The organism is Dialister sp. (assembly GCF_047832375.1).
Classification (GTDB): domain Bacteria; phylum Bacillota; class Negativicutes; order Veillonellales; family Dialisteraceae; genus Dialister.
Genome location: NZ_CP181256.1, coordinates 1,212,663 through 1,231,122, shown reverse-complemented (window position 1 = coordinate 1,231,122; position 18,460 = coordinate 1,212,663). Strand labels below are relative to the sequence as shown.

Sequence of the window (18,460 nt, the reverse complement as noted above, 5' to 3'; positions counted from 1 at the left end):
ACAGGCATTTACCAGAAAGATTTCTCGACTCATCGGAGCTGTAGCGATTTTAAGAACAGGTTCACTTAGCATGCTACCACCGCTCGAAATGACGGGGATGTGTAGAGTCACTAAGAAAGGCAGCGGAGCTGCTGAACAACTCGATCTCGGTCTCGACCTCGATCTCATTCACGTCACCACCTGCCCCTGGCTGCAGCCCATTCCCTCTCAGCCACATTGCATCAGCCCCCTCACTCTTCTCCTTCCAGTTCTCCTTCCACGTCCAAGTAGAGCTGCTGGAGGCGGTCCAGGGTTTCTTCTCTGGCGTTCCAGAGGCCCCGTTTTTCTGCTTCCAGGAGGGTTTCTGTGATGCGCTGCAGGGCCCAGGGGTTTACCTGTTTCATCCAGTCCTGCACTTTACTGTCCAGTGCATACTTTTCAGCCAGTTTTTCATACATCCAGTCTTCCATGACGTCGCTGGTGGCATCCCACTGGAAGCTGATGGATACGCGGCTGGAAAGGTCCGCCGCCCCTTTATAGCCGTGTTTCATCATGCCTTCAATAAATTTCGGATTGACTGACTCTGCCCGGAAGACCCGTTTTGCCTGTTCCTGCACGGTGCGTACTTTGACCCGACTCCTGTCGGTGCTGTCTCCTTCATAGGAATGGGGTTTTTTCCCGGAGTAGGAGCGGACGGCGGCGATGAGGCCGCCATGGTAGGCGTTGTAGTCGTCGCTGCTCATCATATTCGTTTCATGGTTGTCCTCATTTTTGATGGTCACTTTCATATGGGAGAGCCGTTTTTCAAAGAGCTCAGGCTTATAAATGCCATTGGACCTGGCTCCGTAGGCATGGCCGCCCCAGCGGACAAAGACATGGGCCAGGTCATCCAGGCTCTTCCAGTTCCGGTTTTCCAGAAGGGCGGAGACCCCGGCGCCATAGGTTCCCGGTGCATCACCGAAGATGCGGTACGCCGCTTCTCTCCAGGCTTCTTCCGGCTTCATCCCCTTTTCCACCAGGGCCTGGCTGTCTTCGGAAATGTGGTGTTTCACGAAATTATCACTGTCCTCCTCATCCAGGGACGCCGCCAGGAGCACGGCCCGATCCAGGAGGCTCACCACCGCCGGCATGGTGTCCCGGAAGAGGCCGCTGATCCGGGCGGTCACATCGATCCGGGGCCGCTTTAATTTGGAGAGGGGGATCACCTCCAGCTGTTTCACCATGAGGCTTCCCTTTTCCCACACCGGCCGGAGTCCCATGAAATAGAGAAATTCCGCGATGCACTGGCCGTGGCTTCTCATATTGGACCCGGACCAGAAGACCATGCCCACATTTTCCGGATATTTCCCTTCGTCCCGGATGTACTGGGCAATGACCTCATCTCCCAGCTCTTTTCCCGTTTCCCAGGCCGCTTTCGTAGGCAGTTTTCTTGGGTCGATGCCATAAAAATTCCGTCCCGCCGGAAGGAGGGAGACCCCGCCGGCGTGAGGCGACCCCGACGGACCGGGCTGGATGTACTGGGCGGAAATCCCATCCAGCGTATGGGTGATTTCCTCTTCTGTTTCCCGGAGACGCCGGTAGAGGTCCCGGGAAATCCAGGCTCCCAGTCCTTTAAGCTTTTCCTGCCAGCCGGCGTCAGCCTTTTGTACAAAAGAAAGTTTCATCCCTTCGTCCAGGGCTTTTTCGGTGAACTGTCCCTTTTCCAGGGTTTTCACAAAGGCCCCTGCCTCTTCCCGGACCTGCTTCATGAGTTCACTGCCCGTGAGGCCGCAGGGCAGGAGCTCCTGGGCCCGGGATACCAGGTCCTCCGCCCGGAATCCTTCCTTCTCTGCAAACAGGTCAAAAATGGAAGGCTCCTCTCCATTGGGCAGCCGCAGCATCTGGAGGATTTCATCGTTCAGGGTCTCCCCCTCCGGCATCTGCCCCAGGATATGAAGCCCTGCATGGCATTCGCTGGTCTCCAGGTCTTCCAAATAGCTGTGGAGCCGCCCCAGGTAGTCCGCAAAAGGCGCTTTTTCATCATAGGGCACCTCCCCATCCAGGTCCGCCTTCACCGCCAGCTTCCGGATAGCAGGTATCATCCGTTTCGCCGTCTCCGGCTCGGTTTTCTCGAAATGGGCATACTCATCCATGGCTTTGTCCAGTTCCGAAAGCTCGTCGTAGGTTCCGGCATCGGTCAAAGGTGCCGGCAGGTGGTCCACCAGGCAGGCGCCGCCCCGCCGCTTCGCCTGGATGCCTTCCCCGGTGATGGTCATATGGTAGGGATATACATTGGGCAGGGAGCCAAGGGCCAGATCCGGGTAGCTGTCCGCCGAAAGACCGGCCCCCTTCCCCGGCAGCCACTCCAGATTGCCATGGGTCCCCACATGGATCACGCAGTCCGCCTTCCAGATTTCCCGGATCCAGAGGTAGTACGCCAAATACTGGTGGGTCGGCGATATATAGGGATCATGGTACACCTTGTCCGCATCGAAGCCGTACCCCCTGGGAGCCTGCACCGAAATAAAAACATGTCCATCCACCAGTCCGGGGGCCAGGATATTTCCCGACTCATCCACCATCACCTTGCCCGGCGCTTTCCCCCAGTCCTTTTCCATCTGCCTTTGGGCGGACCCCGGCATGGAAGCGAAGAAATCCAGATATGATTTTCGTGGTACCTTCTGGCAGCTGTCCGCCTGCTCCTCCGTCATCATGGAGAGGTCATTGGTAGCTTGGGACGTGAGGAGGGAAATGAGCTCCGTCCCGTCTTTTGGCAGGAAATCGAGCCGGTACCCCGCTTCTTTCATCCGCTTCAGGAAACGACATATACTCTCAATGGAGTCTAGTCCCAGGGCACTGCCGATATTGGAATTTTTGGGCGGATAGTTGTGAAAAATGATGGCAATCTTTTTATCCCCATTGTCCTTGCGATGAAGGCGGGCCCAGGCGCCGGCCCGGGAAACCATGGCCGCCACCCGTTCCGGTATGGGCAGGTACTCCACCTCCCCCGTTCCTTTGATATGCTTGGCGGCAATGGGCATCCCATGGATGACGCCATCCATTTCCGGCATGGTGACGCTGATGGACACCTCCATGGCATTCATCCCCTCCGGCGACTGTTCCCACTCCTCCTTTGGCGCAATGAGGGAATAGGCCTGGAGCACCGGTACCCCCAGTTTCTTCAGCGACTCTGTGGAAATGGAGCCGGACGTGGTGAATGAAAATTTCATCACATTCACCACAGCGTCTACCAGGGTATGACCATCCTTTGTGAAATACTTCCGGAATACCTCTTCTATGGTGGGCATGCCCAGCTTGGGGTCCGGCAGGCCATTGGTGAATACGGGAATCACATTCAGTCCCTGCCTCTCTGCCTCTGCGATAAAGGCATCCTGGTAGTGGAGATCGTCCCACACCCACTCATCCCGATAAAACAGGAGCCCCATCGTCGGCCGCCCCGGTTTCATGAAATCCGCCATATACCGGGGAAGGTCTTCTGTGAACCGGTCCTTCAGTTCCCGCCGATAGATGCCGGCCCAGCAGAGCTGCTTCGGCGGTGCCGGCATCTCCAGGGAATCATCAAAGAGGGACGACGCAAAGAGCCACAGATTCTCATAATTGGAAAGGCCGCCATAGAAACTGTACTGCTTAAATAATTCGATATTCTTCCGGTCCACCCATTTCATGCACTCCTCTTCCGCCGAACCGGCGGCATCCATATAGTAAGGAATCCCCGCCTGCTCCAGAAAAGCGAGGCATCGGGACCAGAACTTCGTGCGGATCGTATTTCCCATGAAACGGATCATCACAAGAGACGCGCCGGACAGCTTCTTTTCCCAGGCCCCATTCCATACATCGGTATCCGCCGCTTTCAGGGTCCCGCAGGAGACACCGATCCGACCCTGGCCCTTCAGGTTTTCCAGGGCCCGATTCATCATGAAATACCGGCGGTCCACATTCGTAATGTACATAATTTTCGGAAAATCTTTACATTCCATATCGATACTCCATCACATGCCGGCAGGATTTCCCCTGCCGAAAAAACGGCCGGCAGCTATCCTGCTGCCGACCGCTGCTTTTAGAAAGAATGGGAATAGGACAGGGTCCAGTTGAAGGGAAGATCCCAATACTCATAGGCCCCATTGGTGATGACATTGTGCCGGTCCAGGATATTATTCAGGTTCAGCGTGATGGCATCATCGGCATTGGGCTTATAGGTGGCAAAGGCATTGAGATTGATCAGGTCCGGATTCGTGCCGCCATCCCGATTCTTCAGCCGCTTCGTCAGCCAGTTCAGCCGGGTACCGGCATCCCATTTCTCGGAACTGTAGACCAGGCCCGCATCAAACTGCAGCTTCGGGTAGGTCTGCTCCCACTTGCCCCCTGCGGTGGTCCGGTTCTTCGGGTCCGAATAGCTGAATCCTGCATTCACCCGGAGCCGGTCACTCAGCCTGGAAGCAAATTCCGTTTCAAAGCCCGTATTTTTGAACTTACCCGTATTGATTCGGATATACTCCCCATTGGACTGCCGCTTCCACTGGAGAGAATTATCGAAGTCCATGTGGTACAGGGCAAATTTCCAGCTGCTGTCACCGTTGATGATCTTGTAGCCGGTCTCATAATTCCATCCTTCCAGGGGCTTCAGATTTTTGCCGGACACCGCCTGGTAGGAACCGTCCTTCGCCTTTTGCATCATATCCGACAGTACCGGCATCTGGAAAGCCTTCCCCACGTTGATATACCAGGACGAATTGTCCGTCACCTTGTACAGCGTCTGGAACTGGGGCAGGAATACATTCTGGTCCTTCACCTTATCATTGATATGCTCTCCCCGCACGCCGATGGTGGCATTGAACCGATCCGTCACCTGCCAGGAATACTGGGTATAGAGAGCGAAATTTTCCCGGTCCGCCACCCGGTCCGTGGTGATTCCCTTATAGACACCCCGGTACTTTTCCTTGCTCACCAGGCCGCCCAGGAGGAAACTGTCCTTCCCGTCCCGAAGCCGCCATTCCTTCTGGGTATCGAGGCCCACATTATAGGCCTTGTAGTTACTCGTATTTTCCGCCCATTTATAATTGCCCCGATTTCTCGTCCTTCCATAGAGATCCCGGTCATTGTAGAAGAGGACAGACCTGATTCTCCTGTCTTTATCATGGAAAACAAAGCTGAGATTATCCTTGATATCCCTGTAGTTATAATCTTTGGACGCCTTCTTATTCGCCGCTTCCGTGGATTTGTTGTACTGGGTCTGGCCATAGGTGGAATCGGACTCCGACCGCATCACATTGAAACTCAACTGATCGGTAAAATTGAAATTGGCGGAATAATTATTTTTCGTTCCCTTGCTGCGGTTATTATAGTATCCCCGGTCCGCCCGGTCCGGAGACGTCCGGTCCTGGGCGCCGAAATACTGCCGGCTGAAAGCCACAGACGCTTCCGGGCTCCTGTAGGAAGCGGAATACTTCTTATATCCCCGGTTTCCCGCAGCAGCGGTGACATTCATCTTCGTAGGACCCCCCTGCTTCGTGATGATATTGACCACGCCGCCGAAAGCCTCCGCCCCGTAAAGCACAGAACTGGCGCCCTTTACCACTTCGATATGGCCCACATTATCCACCATGATCCCATCGAGACTGTTTTTCCCGTTCAGGTTGATCGGTGCCCCGTTCACCAGGATCAAAGCACCCCGGTCATAACCGCGGATATTCACACGGCTGTCCATAGCCCCGTAATCCATGCCGCCGGGACCATAGGAGAAATTCGTAATGCCCGTAGTGAAAGACAGGGCATCAAACACCGTCTTCGCCCCGGTTTCCTTTATATCCTTCTCCGTAATAATATCGGTGGAAGCCGGCGTATCCAGATCCGTCTTCTCCGTCCTCGTTGCCGTTACCACCACCGGGTTCAGAGAGTAAACATTTCCTTCATTCGCTGCGTAAGCACCGGAGCAGTCTCCCCCTGCCAGAACCATAGCCAACGCACTGCTGATCATCCATTTGGTCTGTCTTTTCATGATAATTCCCCTTTAACCATAAATACAGAAACAAATACACCCGGTTCTCCGTTATTTATGACCCCTGCAGCAGATAACCTCTGTCATATGAATGATGAAATTATTAAATCGTACAAATAATTTCAAATGTTATACTATTGTTACAATATATTTTTGTTGTTATATACTAATTATTATCGTATTTTACTTAATTTTTGTCAAATAAAAAGTGCAGAACCTTGAGCGGAACAGTCCCTGCAGGCCGGGTGACGTGTGGCTGAATTACGTGCGAACGTATGAGGGCTTCTAGCTGCTAGCTGTTAGCTTCTAGGAAAGCCGGTTCGCCTGCGGCGCTTGTGTGGCTGAGTGAGCGTGCGAACGGATGGAGCCTTGAGCAGATTCGCCTGCGGCGAATCGGTAGCTAGTGGCTAGATCTAGTGGCCAGGTGATCAGTGAGTATTCCGCAGTAGGTGTACCGCCTGTCCGCCAAGGTGTACCGTTTGTCCGCCGAGGTGTACCGCTTGCCATTTTTAGGTAACTTCTTGAACTATTGGTGTACATACCAGCTAAAATACTTCTAAATTCTTTTAATAAATATATTAATATTAGGCTTCCTGCCATAGAATGAAAACAGGGACATAGTATTTCCCTTTGTTCTATGAAAGGAGGCCTTTTAATATGGCCAATTTTGCCAGGATCCGGCTCATCCTGGAGCTCCATGACCGCGGAATGTCTCAAGATGAGATTGCCCGCTCCCGTCACATGTCGAGGAGTACGATTACTACCGTACTGCGAACGGCGCGGAAGAAGGGCATCACTTATGCGGGCATCCGCAAGCTGGATGATGCAGCACTGCAAAAGCTCTTCTTCCCTGACCGGCCGGAAGGTTCAGACATGTACGAGCTGCCGGATTACGAATCCATCCATGAAGAGCTCAAGAAGCCGGGTGTGACTCTTTCATTGCTCTGGACGGAGTATCGTGACAGGTGTCACCAGAATGGAAACATTGCTGTAGGGCATACCAAGTTCTGTGAGGATTACGGCCGGTACTGCACAACCCATGACCTGACCAATCATCTGGAGCATAAGCCCGGAGCCCAGTGCGAGGTCGATTGGAGCGGGCCGACCATGCAGATCATCGACCGTGACACCGGCGCGACCATTTCCGTGCATCTCTTTGTTTCCTGCCTCACATACAGCAGGTATGCCTACGTGGAGGCCACGCTGGATATGAAGATGGATACATGGCTCCGGTGCCATGTTCACATGTACGAGGCATTTGGCGGCGTTCCTGTGCGGACAGTCTGTGACAATCTCAAAACCGGCGTTGTGAAGCATCCCAAAGAGGGTGAAGTGGTTCTCACCGACGCCTATGAGGCACTTGGGCTTCATTATTCAACTGCTATTATGCCTGCCGGTGTGCGGAAGCCCAAGCAGAAAGCATCCGTGGAGAATACGGTTGGAAATATTGCCACCGCTATCATCGCCCGTCTTCGCAACAAGGTTTACTTCACTCTTGGCGAGCTGCAGAAGGATGTAGTAACTGCTACAGATAAGTACAACCGGCAGCCCTTCCAGAAAAGGCAGGGAAGCCGCTATGAAGTATGGCTGGACGAGAAGAAATATCTCCGGGCTCTTCCACGAGCTCCTTATGAAATCGCCTCGGTTATTCTGGGAAGGAAAGTATATCCCAATTTCCACGTTTCCTTTAAGAAAAACTGGTACTCCGTTCCCTACGTATACCGCGGGCAGTCCGTGGACATCCGTTACACCGACAAACTTGTGGAAATCTACTGCGGAAACCGGCGTATTGCCTCCCATATCAGATTTCCTGACTACATGACCAACCACTATTCCACACGCCCGGGAGATATGCCGGATGCATTCAACCAGCCGGAAATGGACAAGGGCCGCATCTGTGCCTGGGCAGAGAAGATCGGACCTTGTACGTCGGAAGTCATCAGGAGGATTTTTGACAGTGTAACCATAAAAGAGCAGGGCTATAATGCTGCATTGGCCGTTCTGCATCTCAGTCAGAAATATCCGAAGGACCGCTTCGAGAATGCCTGCCAGTATGCTTTAGCCCACACAACATCGCCCCGCTACAACTATCTTAAAGCTGTATTAGGGAACAATCAAGACAAAATCCTGGACGGCGTACATTCCGCCCGTTATGAAAATACCGGAAAACACAGTATTTCCGAAAAAGGCGCTTACATCCGCGGCGCAGACTATTATGGAGGAAAGACAAAATGATCAATGAAGAAACACAGCGGAAACTCCGCAACATGAAAATGGAACCTCTGGTAGAAGCCCTGCAGAACCAGCAGAGTGATCTGGAATCTTATGCCCCTTTGGACTTCGATTCGAGGCTGACACTGGCCATCGATGAATGCTATTCAGTAAAATTGGATGATCGCATCCGGAGGCTTACGCATATTGCTAAGTTCCGCTATCCTGATGCCGATGTTCACACCCTTATCCTGCAGGGAAGAGGATTCAGCCGTGAAGAAATCCTTGGCTATGCCAGCTGCGGTTACATTGAGCGCCATAAGAACCTGATCATCAACGGATTTACCGGAGTAGGAAAGACCCACCTCGCCTGTGCTTTAGGGAAAGAGGCCTGCCGCCATCTGTACAGGGTCAAGTATTTCCGCATGCCGGAGCTTATGGAACAGTTCAATTATGGAACCGAAGTCGGACGGAGCGTGGCCAGCATTGTAAAGAAGTTCTCCGGCTACGATCTCCTCATCATCGACGAATGGCTTCTCGAGATGCCGACGGAAGTGGAGCAGCAGTATCTTCTTGAAATCTTGGAAAACAGGTACGATGCCCATTCTACTATTTTCTGTTCCCAGTACAAAAGCTCAGAATGGTATCCGCGCCTCGGTGATGGGGTTCTGGCCGATGCGATTATGGACAGGATCATTCACAATGCCTACCACATCAATTGCGGATCAATGAATATGAGAGAATATTTGAATAGCACCGATGCGAAAAATGACTAAATTATTTTAACATCATAACCTAAAGAATAAGCGGTACACCTTGGCGGATAAGCGGTACACTTTCCGCGGAAAGGCGGTACCGCTTTTTCGGATAGGCGGTACACCTGTTGCGGAATATTCAATCAGGCCCTTCGGGCCGATTCCATCTCTCTCCATTCACGGATACGGTCACTTTCCTTAGTGACTCTGCCTATCAATCGTCATTTCGAGCGGTGTGAGCATGATAAGTGAATCTGTCCTTAAAATCGCTACAGCTGCGATGAGTCGAGAAATCTTTCTGGTAGATGACTATGACGGGGTTTTCAAAGATAGATTTGAGATTTGAGAGTTGAGAGTTGAGGTCCAGCGGCTGGCGCCGCAGATGGGACCTGATGACTCTGTCCCTAAAACATATGATTGCCTCTACAGCAGGCTCTCTTCCCAGAAGAGAGCTGCCCACCGGGCTGAGAGATGGTAATGGGGTCTAATGGGCTCGGCCTGGAGGGCCAGACAGCATCTATCTTCTTCCATCTATCTTCTATCGTCTAAGAGCCGAACTGCCAGCTACTTGTTATAGCCAACTTTATCGACCAAACCCATCAGAATCCCTCTGTCTGCTTTTCAGACATCTTCTCAAAATTAAAATAAGAAGCAGTACCTTCTTTTTTAAAGATACTGCTTCTACAATCATTCAATATTGTACTTTTTATATAATCTCTCTCGCAAATCCCTATCAGATGCTGCTTTTTCCAACTGATCCATTTTTCCTTCTGACACCAGTCTCATCATCAGCCGCCCCATCCGATTTTCTCCTTCTGCTTTAGCATTCTCCAATTGGGACTGACGGTCCATACGAGCCATTTCACGGTTAATATACAGTCTTCGTTCTTCGGTATTATTCAAAAAAATTCTCGCTGCCTCCATAGCCTTCCGGATTTCCGGATCACTCATAGCCAGTTCCTCCTTCCCCTTTTTATCCAACTGATTTGCAAAATATGCCAGCCACCGTTCCATTTTAGTCATTCCTGATATGGGCTGGTCCGGTCTTCTCGCATATTTGGGAACCTCGAGAAAATGTATCTCCAAATCCCTGGTAAGCCTATCCCCATTTTCTTTATTATAAATACTATACATGGCATGGGGATTTTTCTGTGGAAAAAAAAATAAAATCCAAAAGATTTACAGTAATTGCCGGTTTCAACTGGTCATAGGTTTTCCCTGCCGGAAGAGACATGAGATACATTTGAGCCCAATAGAACAGCGTACGCCGCTCCATATTTCTTTCATTGATGACCTGCTCACCGGAATCAAGAATGCAAGCTACATCCAGTCTTGTCAATTTATCCATTGCATTTTCCGGATTCATTTCTGTACCGGAAAATATCAAATCCTGGATAGGATGTCCCAAACTCTTTTCCAACACAGCATTAAGAAAATCAATGGTAATTTGTTTCCTCTCCTCTTTCCCAAAAATAAATTTAAAAATAGCATCATTCATGGGATTATAATTAAACTCATCGAGTCCGGGAAACATCAGATCTTTAACCATAGAAAAATCCACCTCCTCACCCATTTTTATTGTAAATCAAAAAAAGGGGCGTGGCAAGAAACGATAAGCAGGTCCTGATGCAAAATATTTTCACCATATTTCCAGAGATACAGAGCCAAAGCTGAATGGAGACGAATCAAGAATTGAAGCCCAGCGGCTTCGCCGCAAATACGCACCGACTGCGCCGGATAGTGTCTCACCGGTTGCTCAGTCGCCTGCGGCGAGGGGTGGCTAAGGTGGCTGAAGTGACTAAGGTAACGGTGGCGGCGCACAATTCATATAGCGCCGCCTTATGATGCCTGATTGTAGCTTTGCCGCATTTCTATCAGAATCCCTCTGTCACTCCGTGACATCCCCCTTTGGGAAAGGGGGACTAACCATTCGCGGCTGGCGCCGCATAAAATCAGCCTGCGGCGCTCCATCAGCTAACCTCCGTCGCCTTCGGCGCCACCTCCTTCCCGAGGAAGGAGGCTATCCATTAGCGGCTTCGCCGCACCATCTGACACTGCCCTTAACTCGTCATTTCGAGCGGTGTTAGCATGCCAGGTGACTCTACCTTTAAAAATCGCTAAAGCTACGATGAGTCGAGAAATCTCCCTGGTAAATGACTATGACGGGGTTTCAAGAAGAATTGAGATTTGACGAAGAGAATTGAGGCCCCTCGGCTTCGCCGCATACCCATCAGAATCCCTCTGTCTGCTTCGCAGACATCCCCCTTTGAAAAAGGGGGACTATCCATCAGCGGCTCCGCCACATAAATCAGCCTGCAGCGCACCCATCAGCTAACCTCCGTCTGCTTCGCAGCCACCTCCTTCCCAAGGAAGGAGGCTATTCATTAGCGGCTTCGCCGCACCATCTGACACTGCCCTTAACTCGTCATTTCGAGCGGTGTTAGCATGCCAGGTGACTCTACCTTTAAAAATCGCTAAAGCTACGATGAGTCGAGAAATCTCCCTGGTGATTGACTATGACGGTATTACAAAGACAGAGTTGAGAGTTAAAGTACAGCGGCTGGCGCCGCAAATGCACCCCTATCCCCGCTTCGCGGGACTTCCCCCGAAGGGGGAAGCGAGTCATTCGCCTGCGGCGCACCCAACGGCTAACCTCCGTCAAGTGAGACCGAGATCGAGATTGAGGTTAACAGCGGCTTCGCCGCGGATGGATTCCTAACGACTCTGAACCAATAACGTGCAAATGCCTCAGCACGAGGCCCCTTCCTCGGGGAAGGGGCTCCCCAACGGGGTGGGGTTAGCTGATGGGAACTGGCGGAAGCGCCGCAGGCTGTCCACCTCAAGGCTCAAGGCTGAATGCTCAAGGCCCCGCCCGTTCACACGCCCCTCATCCACACAAGCGCCGCAGGCGGATCAGCTTTCCTGGTTGCTAGAAGCTAGCAGCTAGAAGCCCCCATCCGTTCAGACGCCGCTCAGCCATCCATCAACCGGCCCGGAGGGCCTGACCACCTGGCCACCAGCTGCCAGCCACTAGCCACTGATCCTGTCTGACATCCGGCTAAAGGCTCAAATCCCCACCCGTTCAAACGCATATGTTCCCATCCGGTTGTTGAACATACGTTTGAAATATAATATGATCATATAGAGACAGTCGATATAAGGCTTTTTCCTCTTCGCAATTCATGTGGGGAGGTGAACCTATGAGCGTTTACGAAGCATTATCTGTCATGATTGCTTTCGGTATGCTGGTAGCATTCATCATGTCTAACCACAAGTAAAGCATGAAAAAAGCCATCCCAATGGCTTAGGAAGGCTTTCTTCAAACTTATATTTTGCGAGGGAGCCGTTCCGTGCGCCAACGGAATACTATCGGCTGTCTCCTTCTATTTAGATTATACCATAAAATGTCAAAACAGAAATATTAAGGAAGCGCTGATTACTATTTCACAGCAGATCGGTCCGTCCGGCAAGGTAGAGAGGAATATTCGTAAATGCGCCGTCTGTTTTGTAGTTTCGTATAGAATAGCGCACCGCTTCCACGGGATGGTATTTTTCTATATATTTCCGAAAACTTGCGGCTTGTCTCATGCTGCCTGCCTTGACCTCCACCGGAATGATTTCTGTCTTGTACTGGAGGAGAAAATCAATTTCCATGCGGGGATCCGGTGAAAAATAGTGCGGAAGAGCGGGCAGTGTCCCCAGAAACTGTTGAAGCACAAAATTTTCTGCCATGGCCCCTTTAAAAGCAAAATCCTTATCAAAAAGAATCGCTTCATTTTCGACCTGGCCCATCGCCTTGAGAAGGCCGGTATCCAGAAAATACAGTTTGAAATGATTAGCGATTTCATAAGATTTGAGTGGATACCCAGGCATCGAAACATTATGGATCCGGTGCAGGATACCTGCCGAAACCAGCCATTCGACCGCCTCTTCGTACTCCCTGGCCCGGGCACCTTTCTTCACCAGGCTGTACGAAAATTTCTTATTTTCCTTTGAAAGCTGCGGGATGAGGCTGCGGTACACAAGCAGGATACGCCCCGCGTCAATTTTACTATTATGCTTTGTAAAATCATTTTCATACAAGGTCAGGATATCCTGCTGGATGTGCGCCACTCTGCCGGCATCCTTATAGGAAACCCAGGATTTCACACACTCCGGCATGCCACCGATAATCAAATAAGTACGGTAAGCCTCCAGAAAACGGGTGTGGAAAAGATCCGGTATCACGCTGCCCTTGGAAACCCTGCGGTAAATATCGTATAGATTTTCATCTGAAGCTTCAAGAAACTCAGCAAAAGTCAGAGGATACAGTTCCAGCAGGTCTACCTGGCCTACCGGATAAGAATACTGGGAAAGATATGTCCCAAGAAGGCTCCCTGCCGCCACGACATGATACGCCCCTGCCTGTTCGCGGAAATATTTGAGAGCATTCAGCGCCTCGGGACACTCCTGGATTTCATCAAAAATAATGAGCGTCTTTCCCGGTTTAATAGCCGTCCCATGAAGAAGAGCCAGCAGATCTAAAAGCCGCTGCGGATTTTTCGTAGTTTGGAAAAGAGACTTCAGTTCCTCTTCTTCATCAAAGTTAAAATAGGCAGTATTTTCGTACTGCTCCTTCCCGAACTCCTTCATCAGCCACGTTTTCCCCGTCTGCCTGGCTCCACGGAGCACCAGCGGTTTCCGGTCCGGACTCTCCTTCCACGCGATCATCGCCTTCATGGTACTTCTCTTCATAGCTCCACCCCTTACACATAAAAAGCAGGAAAATAAAATCTATTTACACATATTATACAGCTTTCGAGTCTAATTTTACACATTTTATGCAACCAACGGGCGTGGAATATTCACAAAAATGCGGTGCTTCCTATATTCAGCGCCGCATCCTTCATTTATCATTTGACATTCAACATTTACCAACTAAGCCAAATAGTAATAATGTAATGATATTTCAATACATATCAATATAATAAGATCGAGGCCGAGATCGAGATCGAGTAAATTAGCAACTACGTTGCCATTCCAATTGACACTACCCATACCCCGTCATCTCGAGCGGTGGTAGCATGCTGAATGACTCTATCCGTAAGAATCGCTACAGCTACGAAGAGTCGAGAGATCTCCCTGGTAAATGACTATGACGGGGTTGCAAGAAGAATTGAGACCCCGCGGCAAAACCGCAGCTGGGACCTGATGACTCTGTCCCTAAAACATACGATTGCCTCTGCAGCAGGCTCTCTTCCCAGAAGAGAGCTGCCCACCGGGCTGAGAGATGGTGATGGGTTCTACGCACAGGCCGTTTACATCGATACTGAGTACACCCAACAGAATCCCTCTGTCTAAGTGAGATCGAGGTCGAGACCGAGATCGAGTACATTAGCAACTACGTTGCCATTCCAATTGACACTACCGATACCCCGTCATCTCGAGCGGTGGTAAGCGGAGTAGTGACAGTGATGTCAAAAATCGCTACAGCTACGATGAGTCGAGAGATCTCCCTGGTAAATGACTATGACGGGGTTTCAAGAAGAATCGAGACCCCGCGGCAAAGCCGCAGATGGAACCTGATGACTCTGTCCCTAAAACATGCAATTGACTCTACAGTAGGCTCTCTTCCCAGAAGAGAGCTGCCCACCGGGCTGAGAGATGGTAATGGGTTTTACGTACAGGCCGTTTACATCGATAGTGAGTACACCCAACAGAATCCCTCTGTCTGCTTCGCAGACATCCTCCGGCCAGGCCACAAAAGGAAGGCGCCTTAGTGTGCAGTAAAGGCACCAACTTGGGCCTGGCTCAGCAGTCCTCTGCAGGACTGCTGCCTTTGAAAAAGGGAGACTACCCAATAGCTGCTGGCGCAGCTAAGAATCAGCCTGCGGCGCTTCCACCAGCTAACAGCTAGCAGCTAGAAGCACCCATACGTTCAGACGCCGCTCAGCCATCCGTCACCCGGCCCAAAGGGCCTGATCGCCTAGCCACCAGCTACTAGCCACTAGCTACTGATTCGCCTGGCCACTAGATTTACCCATCTGCCCTGGGGCCTCAATTCTCTTCTCCCAACTCTCAATTCTCTCTTTTTTCCCTCAGCGGATATCCCGACTTCAGCATTCTTTCGATTTTACCGGCAGCCTTCAGGATGGTGTCAATGCTGATCCCATCGGGGATCATAGCATTCCTGTCCAGGTATCCATGGAGGTATTGGGCCGAAGGATTTTTGATTCCCAGTCTCTCGCACACCAGGTAGCAGATGGTCTCCGCCTCGAATTCCTCCTGCCCCTGTGTCAGGTAATCAGACCGGCGGTCCGCCACATGTTTATTATCCGGATATCCGCCCAGGTGGCCTGCAAAATAATGACCCAATTCGTGAAAGATAGTGGCGCATTTTGTCGCTTCATCATGATTCCGGTTAACCACCATGTCAAAGTCATGTGGCACCTCTTTGGCCTTCCCCTTTGGCGTTTTGGGCAGGAATTCAAAGGTCCCGCCATCATCATTCCGGTGAAGGGCGCCGGCCTGGGAGGCGCCATAGTTCTCTTCCCGGTACCCGATGCCCTCCCGCCTCAGGTTGTCCTTAAGGATAGGAAAATAGAACGCCCCATTTCCCTGTGCCTGGAAAGGATGCAGCAGTCTTTCCGGGAAAAGGTCTCCCTCCATTCCCGGGATTTCCTCTGTATCCTCCAGCTCATACACAAAACCCACGGGCCCAAACATCCGCAGGATCACCAGCGGCCGGGCTCCTCTTTTCGGCTGCCGTCCGAATCTGCGCCACTGTTCCGGTGTCGCCACGAACCGGCTCCCCGGCTTCTGGATATACACCAGCATGGCATTATAGGGCCCGATATAGGGAAACCGCTTCACAAAATTTACAAGACCTACGAAATTCTCCTTACTCCGATACTCCCGGACCTCCGCATAAAGCCTGTCGATCTCCTGTATCCTCTTAGCCCGCTCCTCACCCATGGGGACCACCTCCTGTATGACTACAAATACTGTACTTCCTTATTTCAGTATACTCAGTCCCCTGTCAGATTCTGACATCGATGCCAAATTTTTCCACGCAAAGAAGTAGCTGGCAGCTGGTGGCTAGTAGCTGGTACAACAGCGGCTACGCCGCCGTAGGGTTCCTGAAGACTCTGCCCCCAAACCGCGCAATTGCCTCTGCCCAAGGCTCTCTTCCCAGAAGAGAGCTGCACACCGGGCTGAGAGATGGTAATGGGTTTTACGCACAGGACGTTTACATCGATAGTGAGTACACCCATCAGAATCCCTCTGTCTGCTCCGCAGACATCTCCCTTTGAAAAAGGGAGACTGACCATTAGTGGCTTCGCCACATAAATCAGCCTGCGGCGCTTTCAACGGCTAACCTCCGTCAAGTGAGACCGAGATCGAGACTGAGATCGAGGGTAACAGCGGCTTCGTCGCAGATGGATTCCTAACGACTCTGAACCAATAACGTGAAATTGCCTCAGCACGAGGCCCCTTCCCCGGGAGAGGCCGCTGAAGAACCCCCCTCAAAAATAATGTGGGAACCAACTGATTAGCAATGTGACAACATTTTCGGACAAGTGTTACCCCAAAATATGGGATAAAAAAAGAAAAAAGGGGATTCCCCCCCCTTTTTTTCACTTTTCTTTTTGGGCTATGAGAGTCATTATTCTTTTCATATTCGCTACAAACATGGCTGTAGCTCCTTGCAACGACATGGCAATAAGACGGGTGGATTCCGCTTTGTTCAATCCATACCGGTATTTAAGTTCACTATTTTTTGCTTCAATCTTGTACCGATGGTTCATCAGTTCTTTAAACTCATCTGACTCTTGGAATGCTTGTTGTTTTTGATTCAGCTCGGAAGGAATCACAACGGTATATACACGAGATTTCGTTCCGGGTTTATGGCATTTCCCATCGAGTGGACATCCCACACATCCTGAAGCGTCAAAACGGTAAGAACGTCTGCGGCTGTCGTTATTTCTGGACGCACGTTCGGTTCCCTTTTCAGACATTCGGCCGTTTGGGCAGATAAACCGTTCTGCATCCTTGTTGTAGGTGAATCCATCACGTTCCTGGTTCACCATAGCTGCAGAAATAACAGGGTTCAGTTTGCCAACCAGTTTGATGCCTTCAGCATCCATAAGTTCAAGATTTTGTTTGCTGGCATAAGCCATATCTCCGATGACGGAGTGTATCTTCAATCCATTATTTTGGGCTTTTTGAATAAGCGCTGGCAGTTGGCCGCCATCATTAACATGACCTGCGGTAAAAATAGCTGCAACAATAAGTCTATCAGGGGTCAAAAGATAATGGTCTTTGTATCCAAAAAACGGGTTATACGCAGATTTGTATCCAATGCTTGCATCGGGGTCCATTGGGGTCAAGTATGTATGCTCTGCAGTTTCAGGCTGTTCAGCTTCAGCCAGAACTTCTATCAGCAGATTCAGGTTTTCATGTACTTTGGCTTGATATTTTAAAGACTCGTCATCTTTAATTATGTCAATTAATTGGTGGCAATATTGGATTAGTGCATCCAGTCCTTTCTTATCTGCCTTGGCCGGGAAGCGTTTTTCCATTTTTCCGCATTACCACTGTCGTAGACGCTTCGACGAACATTTCTGGCAAGGTCGGAGAGAATCATTTCCGGAGTTCTTTGGTTATATTTAGCACTGATATGCATGGAATCAATAATAACATCGACTTCCTCCTTCATAACCCCTTTAGCTTTAGCTATATTGACAGACTCATTCAGGAGCAGGTCGAGAATATTAATATCCTTTAAGCGCTGTGTCCTGAACTTGGATAGCGTGGATGGGTGAATCACTTCATCTTCCGGACGATATCCAAGGAACATTTTGAAAGACATGTCATACTTGCTTCTTTCGACAACATCGGCATCAGAAAGGCGATACATGGCCTTCAGAATCAGGTATTTGAAAAGAAGTACAGGAGAAATAGCGCCAGCGCCGTTATCTAAGCAGTACTTGCTTTCAAGCTCGTCATAAATTTTAGAAAAGTCGCAGAGTTCCAAAATCTGCCGAAGGGGGTGATCTTGGGGCACAACAGCATCGTAAATTCCTTCGTAGTAGGAGAGCTGGGTCGGTCTGTATTTGTATAACATAAGCATTACCTCTGATGGATCTTACTGAGAATAATTATGCTTATATTATACCATAAATACACTTTTTGTTCGACAATTACTGAATATTTCAATTCTCAATTACATCAACTGCTGCCTTCATATGTTATTGGAAAGATCAAAAAGGAACGTTCATTTGGACTTTTTCAGCGGCCTCTCCCCGGGAAGGGGCTGCTCACCGGGCTGGGGTTAGCTGATGGGAACTGAACGAAGCGCCGCAGGCTGTCCAGCTCAAGGCTCAAGGCTGAATGCTCAAGGCCCCGCCCGTTCACACGCCCCTCATCCACACAAGCGCCGCAGGCTGACCGGCTTTTTTGGAAGCTAACCGCTAGCAGCTGGAAGCCCCCATCCGTTCAGACACCGCTCAGCCATTCATCACCCGGCCCGGAGGGCCTG

The 18,460-nt window shown here is 50.6% G+C and carries 11 protein-coding genes; 3 read left to right on the top strand and 8 right to left on the bottom strand.

Going from position 1 to position 18,460, the window contains the following annotated elements; genetic code table 11:
- Nucleotides 1-230: 230 nt before the first annotated feature.
- The gene (gene cobN, locus ACFWUL_RS04950) at nucleotides 231-3,956 is read right to left on the bottom strand and encodes a cobaltochelatase subunit CobN (RefSeq protein ID WP_416177975.1); all 3,726 of its coding nucleotides are present in this window, start codon (nucleotides 3,954-3,956) and stop codon (nucleotides 231-233) included.
- Nucleotides 3,957-4,036: 80 nt separating this feature from the next.
- Nucleotides 4,037-5,974, bottom strand: coding sequence for a TonB-dependent receptor plug domain-containing protein (locus ACFWUL_RS04945; protein WP_416177974.1), 1,938 nt, complete (start codon nucleotides 5,972-5,974; stop codon nucleotides 4,037-4,039).
- A 657-nt stretch (nucleotides 5,975-6,631) separates the two neighbouring features.
- Here ACFWUL_RS04945 and istA point away from each other — a divergent pair.
- A complete protein-coding gene (gene istA / locus ACFWUL_RS04940; RefSeq protein ID WP_416177973.1) occupies nucleotides 6,632-8,209 on the top strand; it encodes an IS21 family transposase in 1,578 nt (525 codons plus the stop codon).
- On the top strand, nucleotides 8,206-8,961 hold the full coding sequence (locus ACFWUL_RS04935) for an ATP-binding protein (RefSeq protein ID WP_273185728.1): 756 nt from the start codon (nucleotides 8,206-8,208) through the stop codon (nucleotides 8,959-8,961). The genes istA and ACFWUL_RS04935 overlap by 4 nt, the downstream gene beginning before the upstream one ends.
- Before the next feature lie 666 nt (nucleotides 8,962-9,627).
- Here the strand turns inward: ACFWUL_RS04935 and ACFWUL_RS04930 are convergent.
- Together ACFWUL_RS04930 and ACFWUL_RS04925 are read right to left on the bottom strand one after the other, a co-directional pair.
- Nucleotides 9,628-10,074, bottom strand: a complete 447-nt coding sequence (locus ACFWUL_RS04930; RefSeq protein ID WP_416177972.1) for a PD-(D/E)XK nuclease family transposase — start codon at nucleotides 10,072-10,074, stop codon at nucleotides 9,628-9,630.
- Nucleotides 10,067-10,489, bottom strand: coding sequence for an Rpn family recombination-promoting nuclease/putative transposase (locus tag ACFWUL_RS04925; protein ID WP_416177971.1), 423 nt, complete (start codon nucleotides 10,487-10,489; stop codon nucleotides 10,067-10,069). Before ACFWUL_RS04925 ends, ACFWUL_RS04930 begins: the two co-directional genes overlap by 8 nt.
- A gap of 1,633 nt (nucleotides 10,490-12,122) precedes the next feature.
- On the opposite strand from ACFWUL_RS04925, the gene ACFWUL_RS04920 reads away from it, so the two are divergent.
- A complete protein-coding gene (locus ACFWUL_RS04920) occupies nucleotides 12,123-12,218 on the top strand; it encodes a putative holin-like toxin (protein WP_367112464.1) in 96 nt (31 codons plus the stop codon).
- 166 nt (nucleotides 12,219-12,384) lie between these two features.
- Here the strand turns inward: ACFWUL_RS04920 and ACFWUL_RS04915 are convergent, their stop codons facing one another.
- From ACFWUL_RS04915 to ACFWUL_RS04900, 4 genes are all read right to left on the bottom strand, one after another.
- A complete protein-coding gene (locus ACFWUL_RS04915) occupies nucleotides 12,385-13,674 on the bottom strand; it encodes an ATP-binding protein (RefSeq protein WP_416177970.1) in 1,290 nt (429 codons plus the stop codon).
- A gap of 1,323 nt (nucleotides 13,675-14,997) precedes the next feature.
- Nucleotides 14,998-15,894 carry an ImmA/IrrE family metallo-endopeptidase gene (locus tag ACFWUL_RS04910; protein ID WP_297022265.1) on the bottom strand — a complete coding sequence of 299 codons (897 nt, stop codon included), beginning with the start codon at nucleotides 15,892-15,894 and terminating at the stop codon, nucleotides 14,998-15,000.
- 662 nt (nucleotides 15,895-16,556) lie between these two features.
- Entirely contained in the window at nucleotides 16,557-17,501 is a 945-nt protein-coding gene (locus ACFWUL_RS04905; RefSeq protein WP_416177969.1) for a transposase, read from the bottom strand.
- On the bottom strand, nucleotides 17,450-18,046 hold the full coding sequence (locus ACFWUL_RS04900; RefSeq protein ID WP_416177968.1) for a transposase: 597 nt from the start codon (nucleotides 18,044-18,046) through the stop codon (nucleotides 17,450-17,452). The genes ACFWUL_RS04905 and ACFWUL_RS04900 overlap by 52 nt, the downstream gene beginning before the upstream one ends.
- Nucleotides 18,047-18,460: the final 414 nt, after the last annotated feature.

Coding starts and splice junctions, on each gene's coding strand:
- ACFWUL_RS04910 (WP_297022265.1), bottom strand. CDS start 15,894: ATGGGTGAGGAGCGGGCTAAGAGGATACAGGAGATCGACAGGCTTTAT.
- ACFWUL_RS04920 (WP_367112464.1), top strand. CDS start 12,123: ATGTGGGGAGGTGAACCTATGAGCGTTTACGAAGCATTATCTGTCATG.
- ACFWUL_RS04905 (WP_416177969.1), bottom strand. CDS start 17,501: ATGGAAAAACGCTTCCCGGCCAAGGCAGATAAGAAAGGACTGGATGCA.
- ACFWUL_RS04945 (WP_416177974.1), bottom strand. CDS start 5,974: ATGAAAAGACAGACCAAATGGATGATCAGCAGTGCGTTGGCTATGGTT.
- ACFWUL_RS04930 (WP_416177972.1), bottom strand. CDS start 10,074: ATGTATAGTATTTATAATAAAGAAAATGGGGATAGGCTTACCAGGGAT.
- cobN (WP_416177975.1), bottom strand. CDS start 3,956: ATGGAATGTAAAGATTTTCCGAAAATTATGTACATTACGAATGTGGAC.
- ACFWUL_RS04925 (WP_416177971.1), bottom strand. CDS start 10,489: ATGGTTAAAGATCTGATGTTTCCCGGACTCGATGAGTTTAATTATAAT.
- ACFWUL_RS04915 (WP_416177970.1), bottom strand. CDS start 13,674: ATGAAGAGAAGTACCATGAAGGCGATGATCGCGTGGAAGGAGAGTCCG.
- ACFWUL_RS04935 (WP_273185728.1), top strand. CDS start 8,206: ATGATCAATGAAGAAACACAGCGGAAACTCCGCAACATGAAAATGGAA.
- istA (WP_416177973.1), top strand. CDS start 6,632: ATGGCCAATTTTGCCAGGATCCGGCTCATCCTGGAGCTCCATGACCGC.
- ACFWUL_RS04900 (WP_416177968.1), bottom strand. CDS start 18,046: ATGTTATACAAATACAGACCGACCCAGCTCTCCTACTACGAAGGAATT.